Below are 17,468 nucleotides of genomic sequence, written 5' to 3'. Positions count from 1 at the left end.
GTGGGGAAAGGGCTCGGACGTTCGGACGGGTGCTGACTGTGCTCAGACGAACAGATTGAAGCTGCCCATCAGCTTCTGCGTGCCGGACTGGCCGGTCGGGATGGAATTCAGGCTTGCCGCCGCCTGGCTCAGCCCGTCCAGCATGGCCTGCTGGCCGGTGGAAAGGTTGAACGGGCTCTCGCCCTTCTTCGGCGCCTTGGCGACCGTGTCGTAATCCTGGGTGTATTTGCCCATGCTGAGCTGGATGGCGTAGTTTTTGGGGTCCTTCGCCGACTGCCCCTTGTCACGCGTCAGGCGCAGCGTGTAGTCGCCGCGGTCGAGTTCATACTCGCCCTGCATCATGCTCTTGAAGGCGTCGTAGTTCTTTCCCGCACTCTTGTCGCTGTCCGCCAGGACCGTGCCGAACTTCGACATCACCTGGACGCGCAGCCCATCGTCGCCCACCTGGCCCAGAGTCACTTCGCCCTTGGTGGTCACGCGGAACTTGTAGAAATCGACGGGATCGTCGGCACCCAGCGCGCCGACCACGTTCAGCCGGGTCACGTTCTTGGCGAGAACGCCCATGTCCGTGGCGAAGCCGGGGGTGTTGACCGAGGATTTGCGGACGTCCTTGCGAAATTCCTGCACGTTCGCGGCGGCGGCGGCCTCGGCCTCCCGCTGGGCGTTCATGCGTTCGACGGCAGCGGACACGGACTTGTTGAGGTCCGAGACCATCTGGTTGACGCCGGCCATTCCGTCAGACATGGCACCCTCTCCCATCAGGCGCGCACCCCGGACGGGGAAACGCGAATGGATCGCTGGACCCTCACATTACCGCAAAGCATGTAAAGTTGCGAATTGTTTTTCGCCGAAATTTCAGATAGGCCGCCGGCTGAGTTGTGCGGCCATCCGCTTCAACACGCCAGGGACGTCCTCCCCGGCCCGCGGTTGGAACAGGCGCTGCGCGGGAAACCAGGGGCGCACCGCGCTGCCGAGTTGGGTCCAGTCCCGCCCGCCGAAGCGCCAGACCGGCACGCCGAGCGCCGCCGCCAGTTCCCCCACCGCCGTGGCGGGCGCGATCACCAGATCCAGGCACGCCATCAGCGCCGCCGTCCCGTCGACATCATCGGTCAGGTCGAGATCGTCCCAGCGGTGGATGGCGACGCCGAAGCGTGCCTCCGCCGCGACCCGCTCGGCCTCGCACACGCCGTACTGGAGATTGACGAAGACGACGCCCGGCACGGCGAACAGCGCGCCCCACTGGTCGAGCCGGCTGTAGGCGGCGCGGCGCGATTCGGTCATCACCGCGCTGCGCCAGCCGATGCCCACCCGCAGGCCGGGGCCGAGCGCGGCCACCCGCTCCCGCCACAGCGCCACCCGCGCCGGGTCGGGGACCAGCCAGCCGCCGGCCGAGCCCGCGAAAGCGGACAGGTCACGGCGGAAGACCCGTGCCAGCGAGCCGATGGGCGTGTGCAGGTCGCAATCGGGCACGGCCTCGGCATCGGGGCTTTGCGGACGGACGAGCGCGCCGGGAAAGGAGCGGGCGAACAGCGGCACCAGCCGTCGGTCGACTTCGATCACCACGGAACGGGCGCGGGCGATGGCCTCGGCGCAGAGGGAGGAGAACAGAATGGTGTCGCCCACCCCCTGCTCGCCCCAGATCAGCAGGCGTTTTCCCGCCAGTTCCTCGCCGCGCCACGCGGGCAGCCGGGGCTGGCGCGCGCCGCCCGCCTGACCGGACGCGAAGCGCCAGCCATAGCCGGCCCAACCCTCCGCCAGTTCGCCGCGCTCCAACTGCAGCAAGCCACGGTTGAATTGGGCCAGCGCCAGATCGGGCACCACGCGCAGCGCCCGCCCGTACAGGCGCTCCGCCAGCCCGTCGTCGCCCAGGCGCTGCACCGCCAAACCGAGATTGCAGAGCGCCGCCGCGTAGCCGGGGTCGAGCGCCAGGGCACGGCGGAACCAGCGGCCCGCCTCCGCATGGCGGAGGCGGGCCTGCAACGCGTGGCCAAAGTTGTTGTTGGCCTGCGGCTCGTCCGGCATCAGCCGCAGGGCGCGGCGGTGCACCCGCTCGGCCTCGTCCAGCCGTTCGGCGTCGCGCAGCCCGCCGCCGAGGTTGGACAGCCCCTCCGGCAAGGCCGGGTCGAGCAGGACGGCGCGCCGCCACGCCGCCAGGGCGGCGGCGGCCCGCCCTGGCCGGCTCAGCGCGTTGGCCAGATTGTTCCAAAAGGTCGCCCGGTCGGCGCGGTGGGCCAGGGCGGCACGGTGGCAGGCTTCGGCCTCGGCGAAACGGCCCTGCCCGGCGCGCAGCGTGCCCAGGCTGTCGGCCGCGTCCACGAACCGGGGATCGAGGGCAAAGGCCGCCGCGAAGCATGTGGCGGCCCCGTCCATCTGTCCGAGATCGCGCAGCACCAGCCCGAAGCCGTAGAGCAGCGCCGGGTTGCGGCGATCCAGCCGCAAGGCGTCGGTGTAGGCGGTCACCGCCTCGGCCAGCCGTCCCTCGGCGTGGTGGCGGGCGGCCTCGGCCGTCAGACTGGAGAGATCATCGCGGGAAGGGGCGTCGGGACTCATCCCGGCAGAGTGGCCCGCGGGACCGGAACGGCGCAAGCGCCGTCCGGCCCCGCGGTTGCCGGTTGCTCAGTCCTCACCGTCCTGCAGCGCCGGCGGACGCGGGGCGGCGTTGACCGGGGCGGCGAGCTGGGCGTCGACCACCGCCACCGCCGTCATGTTGACCAGACCGCGCGTGGTCACCGACGGGGTGACGATGTGCACGGGGCGCGCCACGCCCAGCAGCATCGGCCCGACATTCTGCGCGTCAGCCATGATCTTCAGCATGTTGAAGGCGATGTTGGCGGCGTCCAGGGTCGGCATGACCAGCAGGTTCGCCTCGCCCTTCAGGCGGCTGTCGGGCAGAACGCCCTTGCGCAGCACCTCCGACAGGGCGGCGTCGGCGTGCATCTCGCCGTCCACCTCCAGGTCGGGATTCTCCTCGGCGATGAGCTGGTAGGCCAGCCGCATCTTGCGGGCCGACGGGGTGTCGGCGCTGCCGAAGTTGGAGTGGGAGAGCAGAGCCACCTTCGGCTCGATGCCGAAGCGCTTCACCTCCTCCGCCGCCAGCCGGGCGATCTCGGCCACCTGCTCGGCGGTCGGGTCGGGGTTGACGTAGGTGTCGCAGATGAAGTGCGTGCCCTTCTGCGAGATCAGCCCGTTCATGGCGGCGGCGACCTTCACGCCCTTGCGCAGGCCGATCACCCCCATGACGTGGTTGAAGTGGTCGCCGTAGCGGCCCGAGGTGCCGCAGACCATGCCGTCGGCCTCGCCCCGGCGGACCATCAGCGCGCCGAAGACGGTCGGCTGGCTGCGCACGACGTTCAGCGCGTTGGCCGGCGACACGCCGCGGCGGCCCATCATCTGCCGATAGACCTCGGCGTAGTTGTGGCAGCGCAGGTCACGGGCGGCCTCGATCACCTCGACGTCCTTGCCAATGCGGATGCGCAGGCCCATGTCGGCGATCGTCCGCTCGATCACGTCGGCGCGGCCGAGCAGGACCGGATGGGCGATGCCGTCGTCCACCACCACCTGGGCGCAGCGCAGCACGCGCGGCTCCTCGCCCTCGGCGTAGACGATGCGCTTGGGGGCCGCCTTCGCCTTGGTGATGACCGGCTTCATGACGAGGCCGGAGCGGAAGACATACTGGCCGAGGCTGTCGCGGTAGGCGCGGAAATCGACGATCGGCCGCGTCGCCACGCCCGACTCCATGGCGGCCTTGGCGACCGCCGAGGACACCTCGATCACCAGACGCGGGTCGAAGGGCTTGGGCAGGATGTAGTCCGGGCCGAAGCGCAGGTTCTCGCCGACATAGGCGGCGGCCACCACGTCGGACGGCTCGGCCTGGGCGAGGCTGGCCATGGCGTGGGTGGCGGCGATCTTCATCTCCTCGTTCACCGTCGTCGCGCCGACGTCGAGCGCGCCGCGGAAGATGAAGGGGAAGCAGAGGACGTTGTTGACCTGGTTGGGAAAGTCCGAGCGGCCGGTGGCGATGATGGCGTCCGGGCGGGCCTGCCGGGCGAGGTCCGGCATGATCTCCGGCTCCGGGTTGGCCAGCGCCAGCACCAGCGGCTTGTCGGCCATGCGGACCAGCATCTCCGGCTTCAGCACCTTGGCGCCCGACAGGCCGAGGAAGATGTCCGCCCCGTCGATGACGTCGTTCAGCACGCGGGCGTCGGTGTCCTGCGCGTAGGCGTCCTTGTAGGGGTTCATCTCCTCGTTGCGGCCCTTGTGGACCACGCCGATGCGGTCGACCAGCCAGACGTTCTCGCGCTTGACGCCCAGGCTGAGCATCAGGTCCAGGCAGGCGATGCCCGCCGCCCCGCCGCCGGTGGAGACGACCTTGACGGTGGAGATGTCCTTGCCGACCAGCTTCAGCCCGTTCAGCACCGCCGCACCCACCACGATGGCGGTGCCGTGCTGGTCGTCGTGGAAGACCGGGATCTTCATCCGCTCGCGGCAGCGGCGCTCCACCTCGAAGCAGGCGGGGGCGGCGATGTCTTCCAGATTGATGGCGCCGAAGGTCGGCTCCAGCCGGACGATGGTGTCGACCAGACCGTCGACGTCCTTCTCGTTCAGCTCCAGGTCGAAGCAGTCGATGCCGGCGAACTTCTTGAAGAGGACGGCCTTGCCCTCCATGACCGGCTTGGCGGCCATCGGGCCGATGTCGCCCAGGCCCAGCACCGCCGTGCCGTTGGTGACGACCGCCACGAGGTTCGCGCGGGCCGTCAGCTCCGCCGCCTGGGACGGGTCGGCGGCGATGGCGCTGGACGCCGCGGCCACGCCCGGCGAATAGGCCAGCGCGAGGTCGCGCTGGTTCGCCATGGGCTTGGTGGCGACGATCGCCAGCTTACCGGGCTTCGGATTCCGGTGGTACTCAAGCGCCATCGCGTCGAAGTCGCCGGACATACGTCCTCTCCCCTTTTAACTTGATTTCAGTTAATTTGCCGAACGACGAACTGTTTCCCCTCCGGCTTATACCCGAATTGGCCGGGCACCGGAATGGGAAAGGGGCAGCCCGCGGCGGACCGCCCCCTCCTTTTCACCCCCCGGGACCGCAGACCGGACCGGGGACAGCCCCCGCCTCAGATGCGGGCCAGGGCCGGTTCCTTGAAGTGCTCCTGGTATTCGGCGACCGCCTTGCTCTCGTCGAACTCGCCTTCCATCTTGGCGACCACGATGGTGGCGACGCCGTTGCCGATCAGGTTGGTGATGGCGCGGGCTTCCGACATGAAGCGGTCGACGCCGAGCAGCAGGGCCAGACCTTCGATCGGCAGGTGGCCGGTGGCCGACAGGGTGGCCGCCAGCGTCACGAAGCCGCCGCCGGTGACCGCGGCCGCCCCCTTGGAGGTCAGCATCAGCAGGCCGAGGATGGTGAGCTGCTGCCAGATCGTCAGGTCGATGTTGAAGGCCTGGGCGATAAAGATCGCGGCCATCGACAGGTAGATGGAGGTACCGTGAACGAGTAGCCGGTGGGGATGACGAGGCCGACCACGTGCTTGGAGCAGCCGAACTTCTGCATCTTCTCCATCATGCGCGGCAGCACGGACTCCGACGAGGAGGTGCCGAGGACGATCAGCAGTTCGTCCTTGATGTAGCGCAGGAAGGTCAGGAGGCTGAAGTTGTACAGGCGGGCGATGCTGCCCAGCACGACGAAGACGAACAGCGCCATCGTGATGTAGACCGCCGCCATCAGCTGGCCGAGCGAGGTCAGCGACGACACGCCATACTTTCCGATGGTGAAGGACATGGCGCCGAAGGCGCCCAGCGGGGCGACGCGCATCAGGATGCCGATCACCCCGAACAGAGCGTGCGACACCTTCTCGAACATGTCCTCGACCACCTTGCCCTTCTGGCCCATGGCGGACAGCGCGACGCCGAAGATCACCGCGAAGAACAGGATCTGCAGCATGTCGCCCTTGACGAACGCGCCGATGACGTTGTCCGGGACGATGTTGACCAGGAAGTCGATGGTCGTGTGGTTCTGCGCCTCGGTGGCGTATTTGGCGACGGCGTCGGCCTTCAGCGAGCCGGCCTGGATGTTCATCCCCGAGCCCGGCTTCACCAGATTGACGACCAGCAGGCCGAGCCCCAGGGCGAAGGTGGTGACGATCTCGAAATACAGGATCGCCTTGCCGCCGACCTTGCCGACCTTCTTCATGTCGCCGATCGAGGAGATGCCGGTGACCACGGTCAGGAAGACGATCGGACCGATGACCATCTTGATCATCTTGATGAAGACGTCGCCCAGGGGCTTCATCTGCACCGCAAGAGCCGGATAGAAATGGCCGAGCAGAATGCCGATGGTGATCGCGGTCAGAACCTGGACGGTCAGGTTCGTGTAGAATGGCTTTTTCTGGGGCTGCCCTTGGGCGTGCATGGTCGTCTCCTCGTGGCGTTCCTGAAATGGGCTGCCGCTCTTGTCTCGCGGTCGGCGGCCGGCCCGTCATGCCCCTCTTAAAGCAAGCGGTGTGCCAAAATTAAAACTGAGGAATCGCAGCGCTCTGACGGAGCGCGTGGGTCAGAATCCGCACGACAGGGGCGGAATCCATGTGCGAAAATCCGCACATCGCCCGCTCCGCGCGATTTCTTGTTGCGGCGCAGCATGGATTGAGGACCGTTGGTTAGGATCGTCCCCACCCGCTGGACATTTTCGCAAAGCCGCGACTGGCTCTCCCGGCGGGCGTCCGCCCTGTTTGCCCGTCCGCGGCGGGTGATGCTGGCCGTGCTGGTCGTCGGCATGCCGCTGGCGGCGGCGGTGGCCGCGGGTCTGGCGGCGGACAACGCCAGCGAATCCCTGCGCGAACAGGGGGCGGCGCAGCTCTCGCTCTACGAATCCAACCTGCGCACGGAGCTGGAGCGCCACGCCGCCGTGCCGATGGTGCTCGCCCGCGACCAGGAGGTCGCCGACCTGCTGCGCGATCCCAGCCCGGAGCGGGTGGACCGCCTGAACCGCAAGCTGGAGGCCATCGCGGCGACGCTGAAGGCGTCCGCCCTCTATGTGATGAACGGGACGGGAACCACCGTCGCGGCCAGCAACTGGAACGCCGCGCCCAGCTTCGTCGGGCAGAATTTCAGCTACCGCCCCTATTTCCAGTCGGCCATGGAGCGGGGGGAGGGGCATCATTTCGCGCTCGGCACCACCTCGCTCGTCCCCGGCTACTACACGGCGCAGCGGGTGGTGGCGGAAAACCGCACAGAGGACCGGACGGGCGATCGGGGGGCCGGCGTCGTGGTCCTGAAGGTCGGCTTCCAGGAGTTGGAGCGGGCCTGGTCGCACGGCCGGGAGAAGGTTCTGGTCTCCGACCGCGACGGCGTCGTCTTCATCACCAACGTGGAGGGCTGGCGCTACAACGCGCTGCCCCGCCGCCTGCCGGTCACGCTGCCCGCGGCGGCGCCCCCCGCGACCGAGGAGATCCCCACCCTGCCTTGGGCCTTCGGCGGGGCGTCCGACCGCATCACGCTGCGGGAAGGCAACGCAGAGCGGCGCTACCTCCTGCAATCCGCCGCGGTGCCCGGCGGCGATTGGACGATCCACGCCCTGACCAGCCTCGCCCCGGTCGCCACCCGCGCCCAGCAGGCCGGGCTGCTCGCCGCCGCGGTGGTGGCGCTGGCCGCCCTGACCGGCCATGCGCTGGCCCAGCGCCGCCTGAACCTCGTGGAGCGGCTGGCCCTTCAGGAGGAGGCGCGGGCCGAGTTGGAGCGCCGCGTGGCCGCCGCCACGGCGGAGCTGCGCGCCACCGAGAACGAGCTGACCCAGGCGGCCAAGCTGGCGGCGCTGGGCCAGATGTCGGCGGCCATGGCGCACGAGATCAACCAGCCGCTGGCCGCCATCCGCAGCTTCGCCGACAACGCGGTGGTGCTGCTGGAGCGCGGGCGGCCGGACGCGGTGCGCGACAATCTGGCGGAGATCGCCGACCTGACCGACCGCATGGCCGCCATCACCCGCAGCCTGAAGGGCTTCGCCCGGCGCGCCTCGGGCACGCTGGGCGCGGTGTCCGCCGCCGCCGCCGTCGGGCAGGCGCTGGCCCTGCTGGAGGCGCGGCTGCGCCGGGATTCCGTAACGGTGGACACCGACCTGCCCGCCAGCCCCCTGCTGGTCACCGGCGAGGACGTGCGGTTGCAGCAGGTGCTGGTCAACCTGATCGGCAACGCCGCCGACGCCATGCGCGCCTCCCCCCGCCGCCATGTCCGCATCGCCCTGGCCGCGGAGGGGGAGGAGGCGGTGCTGACGGTCAGAGACAGTGGTCCCGGCATCGCCGAGGCCGACCTGCCGCGCATCTTCGTGCCCTTCTTCACCACCAAGGAGGCGGGCGACGGGCTCGGGCTCGGCCTGTCGATCAGCCACGGCATCGTCGAGGATTTCGGCGGCAGCCTGACCGCCGCCAACCACCCGGAGGGCGGCGCCCTCTTCACCATCCGCCTCAAGCGCAGGGATTCCCAGACATGACGACCGGCAGCACCGCCCCGGGCGGCCCCGTCCTCTTCGTGGACGACGAGCGGTCCGTCCGCCTCGCCGGGCAGCAGGCGCTGGAGCTGGCCGGCTTCGACGTCACCGCCTGCGACGGGGCGGAGCGCGCGCTGCGCCATCTCGGCCGCGACTGGCCGGGCGCCTTGGTCACCGACGTGCGCATGCCGCAGATCGACGGGCTGGAGCTGATGGAGCGCGCCCTGGCGCTGGATCCCGAGCTGCCGGTCATCCTGATCACCGGCCACGGCGATGTGCCGATGGCGGTGGAGGCGATGCGGCGCGGCGCCTACGACTTCCTGGAAAAGCCCTTTCCCTCCGACCGTCTGGTCGAGGTGACGCGGCGCGCCGTGGAGAAGCGCCGGCTGGTCCGGGAGAACCGGCGCCTGCGCGACCAACTGGCCGGGCTGCCCGCCGGTGAGGCCTCGCCCATCGTCGGGCGGACGCCGGGGATCGAGCGGCTGCGCGGCGCCATCGCCGCGGTGGCCGACACCGACGCCGACGTGCTGGTGCTGGGCGAGACCGGCACCGGCAAGGAGATGGTCGCCCGCGCCCTCCACGCTGGCAGCAACCGGCGCAAGCATCCCTTCGTCGCCCTGAACTGCGGCGCCATGCCCGAGGCCATCTTCGAGAGTGAGCTGTTCGGGCACGAGGCCGGGGCCTTCACCGGGGCCGGCAAGCGCCGCGTCGGGCGCATCGAGCACGCCAGCGGCGGCACCCTCTTCCTCGACGAGATCGAGAGCATGCCGCTGTCGCTCCAGGTCAAGCTGCTGCGCGTGATCCAGGAGCGGGTGGTGGAGCCGCTCGGCTCGAACGAGCTGATCCCCGTGGACCTGCGCGTCGTCGCCGCGACCAAGGTGGACCTGCGCAAGGCGGCCAGCGAGGGCAAGTTCCGCGAGGACCTCTATTACCGGCTCAACGTCGTCGTCGTGACCATCCCGCCGCTGCGCGACCGCCGCGACGACATCCCCCTGCTGTTCCAGCATTTCGTCGTCCAGGCCGCCGCCCGCTACAACCGCGAGCCGCGCGCGCCCAGCCCGGCGCAGGTGCAGCGGCTGGCGGCGCACGACTGGCCAGGCAACGTCCGCGAGCTGCGCAACGCCGCCGACCGCTTCGTGCTGGGGCTGGACGACACGCTCTCCGCGGTGGGCGGCACCGCTCCGGCGATGGCGGCGGGACGCAGCGGCCTCTCCCTGGCCGAGCAGGTGGACCTGTTCGAGAAGAGCCTGATCGAAAGCGAGCTGGCCCGTTGCAAAGGCAGCGTGAAGGCCGCCATCGAGGCGCTGAGCATCCCGCGCAAGACCTTCTACGACAAGCTGAAGCGCTACGGTCTCAGCCGCGAGGATTTCGTGGAGTGACGGGCCGTCATTCGGCGGCCAGCGCGTGGGCGAAGGTCTCCACCCCCTGCACACCGGCCGCGCTCAGCCCGTAGGTGCCCTTGGCGATGCGCTCAAACCAGCCGTAGACGTTGCGCTGGAGAATGGCCGCGGCGTCCTTCGGCGCCCCGGCCGCGCGCAGCGCCTTCAGCGACAGCGGTCCGGCGGCCAGCAGCCGGGCGCAGCGCAGCGCGTCCTGGCGGTAGGCGGTGACGATGGGCACGCGGGTGGAGCCGCCGCGGTTGGGATCGCCGCGGCGCCGCGCGTGCTCGCCCAGCAGGCGGGCAGCGCGCGTCTTGTCCTTGCGCGGGCTGTAGGGAACGGGGTCGAGCAGGACCTCCACCTCATGCCCAGCCGCCCGGCCGGTGTCGACGATCAGCAAGCCGACGCCCAGCCGCCGGCACAGCTTGCGCACCCCGCTGTCGTGGGGCGACGCGCCGCTGGCCTTGCGCCCCGGCTGCGGCACGGCGAGATAGACGGTGTCGGTCAGGGCGAGTCGGTCGACCCCCTGAAGCAGCAGGTCCAGGGTGAAGCGCTTCTTCAGCTCGACGATCAACGGCGGCTCGGCCCCACGCACCGCGACGAGGTCGCAGCCGTGAATCTCGGCCTTCACATCGTAGCCCTGGGCTTCGAGGAAGGCCTTCACCGGGGCGTAGAGGTCGGTTTCGGCGGTGATGGACAAAGGAAGAAACTTTCGCTACGAGCCTCCGCTCTACCCCCTTTCCCCACTGAACGGGAAAAGACGGCAAGGCCGTTCAGAATAGCCGCTTGCCTTCGCTGAACACACCATGCTTCGCAACGAACTCATCATAAGCATTCAACGCCGGGCCGTTTTCCTCAGCCCAGCGCCGCTGCCCATGGGTCAAATCCCGGATTCCAGGGGCCACGACGACCCCTGGCTGTGGAGCGCGAGAGAGCCACACCCCCTCGCTCGTCATCACGCCGCGGCCTTCTGCTTGCGCAGGATGGCCAGGATGTCGGAGGCGGCCTTCGGGATGTTGGTGCCGGGGCCGTAGATGGCCGCCGCGCCCGCCTTGTAGAGGTAGTCGTAGTCCTGCGGCGGGATCACGCCGCCGCAGACAACGAGGATGTCGCCGGCGCCCTGGCGGCGCAGCTCCTCAACCAGCTGCGGGACCAGCGTCTTGTGGCCGGCGGCCTGGGACGACACGCCGATGACGTGCACGTCGTTCTCCACCGCCTGACGGGCGGCCTCCTCCGGGGTCTGGAACAGCGGTCCGATGTCCACGTCGAAGCCGATGTCGGCGAAGCTGGTGGCGATCACCTTGGCGCCGCGGTCATGACCGTCCTGGCCCATCTTGACGACGAGGATGCGCGGGCGGCGGCCCTCCTCGGCGGCGAAGGCGGACACCTCCTCCTGAATCCTCTTGAAGCCCTCGTCGCCCTCGTAGGCGGCTCCGTAGACGCCGGAGACGGAGCGGATGACCGCGACATGGCGGGTGAAGGCCTTCTCCAGCGCATCGGAGATTTCGCCGACCGTGGCGCGGGCGCGGGTGGCCTCGACCGCCAGGGCGAGCAGGTTGCCGGACTTCTCCGTGGCGGCCTTGGTCAGGGCCTCCAGGGCGGCGCGGCACTTGGCGTCGTCGCGGTTGGCGCGCACGCTGTTCAGGCGGGCGATCTGGGATTCGCGGACCGCCGTGTTGTCGATGTCCAGCACGTCGACCATCTCGGGGTTCTCCGGACGGTACTTGTTGACGCCGACGATCACCTCCTCGGCGCGGTCGACGCGGGCCTGCCGGCGGGCGGCGGCCTCCTCGATCAGCAGCTTGGGCATGCCGCTGTCCACCGCCTTGGTCATGCCGCCCAGATCCTCGACCTTGTTGATGAGGTCGAGCGCGGCCTTGGCGAGGCTGTGGGTCAGATTCTCGATGTAGTAGGAGCCGCCCAGCGGATCGACCACGTTGGTGACGCCCAACTCCTCGGCGATGATGAGCTGGGTGTTGCGGGCGATGCGGGCGGAGAATTTGGTCGGCAGGCCCAGCGCCTCGTCGAAGGCGTTGGTGTGCAGCGACTGGGTGCCGCCCAGCACCGCGGCCATCGCCTCGATGGTGGTGCGGATGACGTTGTTGTAGGGGTCCTGCTCGGTCAGGCTGACGCCGGAGGTCTGGCAGTGGGTGCGCAGCGCCAGCGAGCGGGCGTCCTTCGGGTCGAACTTCTGCTTCATCAGGGTGGACCACAGCAGGCGCGCGGCGCGCAGCTTGGCGATCTCCATGAAGAAGTTCATGCCGATGGAGAAGAAGAAGGACAGGCGCGGCGCGAACTTGTCGACCGGCAGCCCCTTGGACATGGCGGCGCGGACGTATTCGAGGCCGTCGGCGATGGTGAAGGCCAGCTCCTGAACCGCGGTCGCCCCGGCCTCCTGCATGTGGTAGCCGGAAATCGAGATCGAGTTGAACTTCGGCATGTTCAGCGCCGTGTACTCGATGATGTCGGCGATGATCCGCATCGAGGGTTCGGGCGGGTAGATGTAGGTGTTGCGGACCATGAACTCCTTGAGGATGTCGTTCTGGATGGTCCCGCTCAGCTTGTCCTGGCTGACCCCTTGCTCCTCCGCCGCGACGATGTAGCCGGCGAGGATCGGCAGCACCGCACCGTTCATGGTCATCGACACCGACATCTTGTCGAGCGGGATGCCGTCGAAGAGGATCTTCATGTCTTCGACGCTGTCGATGGCGACGCCAGCCTTGCCCACGTCGCCGACCACGCGCGGGTGGTCGCTGTCGTAGCCGCGGTGGGTGGCGAGGTCGAAGGCCACCGACAGGCCCATCTGCCCGGCCTTCAGGTTCGCCTTGTAGAAGGCGTTGGAGTCCTCGGCGGTCGAGAAGCCGGCGTACTGGCGGATGGTCCAGGGCTTCACCGCGTACATCGTGGCGCGCGGGCCGCGGGTGAAGGGCGGGAAGCCGGGCAGGCTGTCCAGCTCCAGCCCCTCCAGATCGTCGGCGGTGTAGAGGGCCTTGACGTCCAGCCCCTCCGGAGTCTTCCAGACGAGGTCGTCGAGCGTCCCGTTGGCGCCCAGGTCCTTGGTGGCCAGGGTCTGCCAGTCGGCCTGGGTCTTCTTCGGGAACTCGCTCATGGGACGTCTCCTCGACACGGCTTCTTGGTTCGAATGATTTGAAACGATCAATGAATGGGTGGGCGCTTGCCCCCTCCCCGGCCCTCCCCCGCTTCGCGGGAGAGGGAGATAAGTCCCCTCCCTCGCCAAAGGCGGGGAAGGGTTAGGGAGGGGGCAAAATCCCCCCTACCCTCAGCCCTGCGACCGGCGGGCGACGACCTTCCAGGCGGCCTGCATGATCGCGGCACCCAGCGCGGTCTTCAGGACCGTAGCGGCCAGGAACGGCGTCAGGCCCAGCGCGACGGCCTTCTCGCCGCCGAACAGGACGGCCATCCAGGCCACGCCCGGGACGAACAGCAGGGCATGGCCGATCGCCAGGGCGCCGACGGCCTTGAGCGGGCTGCGGTCCCAGCCGCGCTCGGCCAGCCAGCCGGTGACGCCGGCGGCCAGGACGAAGCCCAGCAGGTAGCCGGCGGTCGGGCCGGCCATGTAGGCCGGGCCGGCGCCCGGACCGGCGAAGACCGGCAGACCGGCGAGGCCTTCCAGCAGGTACAGCAGGACCGTCGCCGTGGCGAGCCGGCTGCCGTAGGCCATGCCGAGCAGGATGACGACCATGCTCTGCATCGTCATCGGCACCGGCCAGAACGGGACCTGAACCTTGGCCGAGGCGGCCAGGAGCAGGCTGCCCAGAACCGCCGCAGTGGCGGCGGTGAGCAGGCCGCCCCGCGGGGCGACCGTCTCGAGAAGCGAAGCGGCACGCTGCGAAAGCGTGTTTGCGAAAGCCATCGTCCTTACCTTTCCCTATATGTCGGAGCCCGCTTGGCTCACGCGAACTCCAGGATCTTCTGATCGACCGCCAGGCTGGAGCCGGGCGTCGCGTGCACCTTGGACACCGTGCCATCCTGCGCCGCGCGCAGGATGTTTTCCATCTTCATCGCCTCGACCACGGCCAGCACCTCGCCGGCCTTGACCTCCTGCCCCTCGGTCACGGCGACCGAGACGAGCAGGCCGGGCATCGGCGACAGCAGGAACTTCGACATGTCCGGCGGTGCCTTCACCGGCATCAGCGCGTCGAGCCGCGCCGCGTTCGGGGTCAGCACCTTGACCAGCGCCTGGCTGCCGGAGTGCGACAGGCGGTAGCCGACGCCGACGCGGTCCACCTGGACGCAGACATGCGCACCGTTCACCGTGCCGCGGAACAGCGGCTGGCCGAGCATCCAGTCGCTCCACACCACATGGTGCTTGCCCTCGAAATCGACGGTGTAGCCGATGCGTTGCGGGCTGCCGTCCGTCGGGCGGACATGGACCGGGTGCTGCGTGCCGTCCATCACGACGACCCAGTCGTCGCGCACCCGGACCTTGTTGCCCGGCATCTTGCCGCTGATCTGGATGTCGCGGTCGTTCAGGCAGCGGTGGATCACCGCGGCGACAGCGATCAGCACCGCCGGATCGTCCGGCGGCAGGTCGGAGGCGTGGAAGCCGGTCGGGTATTCCTCGGCGATGAAGTTGGTGGTCAACCGGCCGTCGACGAAGCGCTGGTTGGCCATCAGCGAGGCGAGGAACGGGATGTTGTGGCTGACGCCGCGGATGTAATACTGGTCCAACGCCTCGCGCATGCGGGCGATGGCGGCGTCGCGCGTCGACCCCCAGCTGCACAGCTTGGCGATCATGGGGTCGTAGTACATGGAAATCTCGCCGCCCTCGTAGACGCCGGTATCGACGCGGACATGCGGGTCCTCCGACGGCGGACGGTAGTGGGTCAGCCGGCCGGTCGAGGGCAGGAAATTGCGGAAGGGGTCCTCGGCGTAGACGCGGGACTCGATGGCCCAGCCGTGCAGCTTGATGTCGTCCTGGCGCAGCGTCAGCTTCTCGCCCGCCGCGACGCGGATCATCAGCTCGACGAGGTCGAGGCCGGTGACCAGCTCGGTGACCGGATGCTCCACCTGGAGACGGGTGTTCATCTCCAGGAAGTAGAAGTTGCGCTCGGCGTCGACGATGAACTCGACCGTGCCGGCGGACTTGTAGTCCACGGCGCGGGCCAGCGCCACGGCCTGCTCGCCCATCGCCTTGCGGGTCGCGGCGTCGAGGAAGGGCGACGGCGCCTCCTCGATGACCTTCTGGTGGCGGCGCTGGATCGAGCATTCGCGCTCGCCCAGATAGAGCGCGGTGCCTTGCCCGTCCGCCAGCACCTGGATCTCGATGTGGCGCGGCTGCTGGATGTACTTCTCGACAAAGACGCGGTCGTCGGCGAAGGAGGAACGCGCCTCGTTCTGGGCCGAGCGGAAGCCTTCGCGGGCCTCCTCGTCGTTCCAGGCCACGCGCATGCCCTTGCCGCCGCCGCCGGCCGACGCCTTGATCATCACCGGGTAGCCGATGTCGCGGGCGATGGTCACCGCCTCGCTGTCATCGGCGATGACGCCCAGATAGCCGGGCACCGTGCTGACGCCCGCCGCCTTGGCCAGCTTCTTGGACTCGATCTTGTCGCCCATCGCCTGGATGGCGTGGGCGTCCGGGCCGATGAAGGCGATGCCGGATGCTGCCAGCGCCTCCTGGAACTCGCGCTTCTCCGATAGGAAGCCGTAGCCGGGATGGACGGCCTGGGCGCCGGTCTTCTTGCAGGCGTCGACGATGCGGTCGATCAGCAGGTAGCTCTGCGCCGAGGGGGCGGCGCCGATGTGGACGGCCTCGTCGGCCATCTCGACGTGCAGGGCGTTCTTGTCGGCGTCCGAATAGACGGCGACCGTCTTGATGCCCAGGCGGCGCGCCGTGCGGATGACGCGGCAGGCGATCTCGCCGCGGTTCGCGATCAGGATCTTTGAGAACAGGGTCGTCATGGGGCGGCGCGCCTTCAGAGCGGGATGTTGTCGTGCTTGCGCCAGGGGTTCTGGAGCTGCTTGTTCTTCAGCATGGACAATGCCTTGATGACGCGCCGGCGGGTGCCGTGCGGCATGATGACGTCGTCGATGTAGCCGCGCGACGCCGCCACGAACGGGTTGGCGAACTTCTGCCGGTACTCCTCGGTGCGCGCCTCGATCTTGGCGGTGTCGCCGATGTCGCCGCGGAAGATGATCTCCACGGCACCCTTCGGCCCCATCACCGCGATCTCCGCCGACGGCCAGGCGTAGTTGATGTCGCCGCGCAGATGCTTGGACGCCATCACGTCATAGGCGCCGCCGTAGGCCTTGCGCGTGATGACGGTGATCTTCGGCACGGTGGCCTCGGCGTAGGCGAACAGCAGCTTGGCGCCGTGCTTGATGATGCCGCCGTACTCCTGCGAGGTGCCCGGCATGAAGCCGGGGACGTCCACCAGGGTCAGGATCGGAATCTCGAAGGCGTCGCAGAAGCGCACGAAGCGCGCGGCCTTCTTGGAGCTGTCGATGTCCAGGCAGCCGGCCAGAACCATCGGCTGGTTGGCGACGATGCCGACCGTGCTGCCGTTCATGCGGCCGAAGCCGATGATGATGTTCTTGGCATAGTCGGGCTGAAGCTCGAAGAAGTCGCCCTCGTCGACCGTCTTGAGGATCAGCTCCTTCATGTCGTAGGGCTTGTTCGGGTTCTCCGGCACCAGCGTGTCGAGCGACAGGTCGTCGCGGTCGATCGGGTCGGTGCAGGGACGCTCCGGCGCCCGCTCGCGGTTGGAGGCCGGCAGGAAGTCGATGAAGCGGCGGAGCTGGAGCAGCGCCTCGACATCGTTCTCGAAGGCCATGTCGGCGACGCCGGACTTGCTGGAATGGGTGATCGCCCCGCCCAGCTCCTCCGCCGTGACCACCTCGTGCGTGACCGTCTTCACCACGTCCGGGCCGGTCACGAACATGTAGGAGCTGTCCTTCACCATGAAGATGAAGTCGGTCATGGCCGGCGAATACACCGCACCACCGGCGCACGGCCCCATGATCAGCGAGATCTGCGGGATGACGCCCGAGGCGTTGACGTTGCGCTGGAACACCTCGGCGTAGCCGCCGAGCGAGGCCACGCCCTCCTGGATGCGGGCGCCGCCGGAATCATTCAGGCCGATGACCGGCGCGCCGACTTTCATCGCCTGCTCCATGATCTTGCAGATCTTCTCGGCGTGGGCTTCCGACAGCGAGCCGCCGAAGACGGTGAAGTCCTGGCTGAACACGAAGACGAGGCGGCCGTTCACCGTGCCGTGACCGGTGACCACGCCGTCGCCGGGAACCTTCTGGCCTTCCATGCCGAAGTCGTTGCAGCGGTGCTGCACGAACATGTCGAACTCCTCGAACGAGCCTTCGTCGAGGAAGAGTTCGATGCGCTCCCGCGCGGTCAGCTTGCCCTTGGCGTGCTGCCCGGCGACGCGCTTTTCGCCGCCGCCCAGCCGCGCACCGGAGCGCATGGCGTCCAACTTGGCCAGAATTTCTTGCATCAGGCGTTTCCCACTTTGGCGAGCGGCGGAGGACCTTGCGAACCTTGTGGCAGCGGTCCCCTCACCGGAACGCCTGGATTATTCACAAGATTTGCAACAGGGCAATTGGCCGGGCGGGAAAAATGTGCGAAGTTGCGAACATCTTTG

General features: G+C 68.7%; 11 protein-coding genes and 1 pseudogene. 2 read left to right on the top strand and 10 right to left on the bottom strand.

Annotated features, from left to right (window positions below; genetic code table 11):
• Window positions 1-42: 42 nt before the first annotated feature.
• From ACWPN5_RS18065 to ACWPN5_RS18050, 4 genes and pseudogenes are all read right to left on the bottom strand, one after another.
• On the bottom strand, window positions 43-744 hold the full coding sequence (locus ACWPN5_RS18065) for a hypothetical protein (protein WP_492296654.1): 702 nt from the start codon (window positions 742-744) through the stop codon (window positions 43-45).
• A 111-nt stretch (window positions 745-855) separates the two neighbouring features.
• Window positions 856-2,550, bottom strand: a complete 1,695-nt coding sequence (locus ACWPN5_RS18060) for a tetratricopeptide repeat protein (RefSeq protein WP_492296653.1) — start codon at window positions 2,548-2,550, stop codon at window positions 856-858.
• A 66-nt stretch (window positions 2,551-2,616) separates the two neighbouring features.
• A complete protein-coding gene (locus tag ACWPN5_RS18055; protein WP_145689841.1) occupies window positions 2,617-4,935 on the bottom strand; it encodes an NADP-dependent malic enzyme in 2,319 nt (772 codons plus the stop codon).
• A gap of 176 nt (window positions 4,936-5,111) precedes the next feature.
• Window positions 5,112-6,406: pseudogene (locus ACWPN5_RS18050) on the bottom strand (dicarboxylate/amino acid:cation symporter).
• A 240-nt stretch (window positions 6,407-6,646) separates the two neighbouring features.
• Between ACWPN5_RS18050 and ACWPN5_RS18045 the strand changes: the two are divergent.
• Window positions 6,647-8,476 (top strand): sensor histidine kinase, encoded by a 1,830-nt coding sequence (locus tag ACWPN5_RS18045; RefSeq protein WP_492296651.1) that lies wholly within the window; start codon window positions 6,647-6,649, stop codon window positions 8,474-8,476.
• A complete protein-coding gene (locus ACWPN5_RS18040; RefSeq protein WP_492296649.1) occupies window positions 8,473-9,852 on the top strand; it encodes a sigma-54-dependent transcriptional regulator in 1,380 nt (459 codons plus the stop codon). Before ACWPN5_RS18045 ends, ACWPN5_RS18040 begins: the two co-directional genes overlap by 4 nt.
• A 7-nt stretch (window positions 9,853-9,859) precedes the next feature.
• On the opposite strand, the gene ACWPN5_RS18035 is transcribed toward ACWPN5_RS18040, so the two are convergent.
• The 6 genes from ACWPN5_RS18035 to ACWPN5_RS18010 all read right to left on the bottom strand — a co-directional run bounded on the left by ACWPN5_RS18035 (window position 9,860) and on the right by ACWPN5_RS18010 (window position 17,321).
• Window positions 9,860-10,552, bottom strand: coding sequence for a DUF2161 domain-containing phosphodiesterase (locus tag ACWPN5_RS18035; protein WP_040134801.1), 693 nt, complete (start codon window positions 10,550-10,552; stop codon window positions 9,860-9,862).
• A gap of 73 nt (window positions 10,553-10,625) precedes the next feature.
• Window positions 10,626-10,808 carry a type II toxin-antitoxin system CcdA family antitoxin gene (locus tag ACWPN5_RS18030; RefSeq protein WP_492297994.1) on the bottom strand — a complete coding sequence of 61 codons (183 nt, stop codon included), beginning with the start codon at window positions 10,806-10,808 and terminating at the stop codon, window positions 10,626-10,628.
• The gene (gene scpA, locus ACWPN5_RS18025; RefSeq protein WP_492296647.1) at window positions 10,808-12,961 is read right to left on the bottom strand and encodes a methylmalonyl-CoA mutase; all 2,154 of its coding nucleotides are present in this window, start codon (window positions 12,959-12,961) and stop codon (window positions 10,808-10,810) included. Before scpA ends, ACWPN5_RS18030 begins: the two co-directional genes overlap by 1 nt.
• A gap of 171 nt (window positions 12,962-13,132) precedes the next feature.
• On the bottom strand, window positions 13,133-13,726 hold the full coding sequence (locus ACWPN5_RS18020) for a biotin transporter BioY (RefSeq protein WP_137141241.1): 594 nt from the start codon (window positions 13,724-13,726) through the stop codon (window positions 13,133-13,135).
• Window positions 13,727-13,764: 38 nt separating this feature from the next.
• On the bottom strand, window positions 13,765-15,765 hold the full coding sequence (locus tag ACWPN5_RS18015) for an acetyl-CoA carboxylase biotin carboxylase subunit (protein WP_492297992.1): 2,001 nt from the start codon (window positions 15,763-15,765) through the stop codon (window positions 13,765-13,767).
• A gap of 23 nt (window positions 15,766-15,788) precedes the next feature.
• On the bottom strand, window positions 15,789-17,321 hold the full coding sequence (locus ACWPN5_RS18010; RefSeq protein WP_492296645.1) for an acyl-CoA carboxylase subunit beta: 1,533 nt from the start codon (window positions 17,319-17,321) through the stop codon (window positions 15,789-15,791).
• Window positions 17,322-17,468 lie beyond the last annotated feature (147 nt).

The sequence above is a fragment of the Azospirillum sp. UENF 211521 genome (genome assembly GCF_058780535.1).
This window is presented reverse-complemented; position numbering and strand designations above follow the sequence as displayed.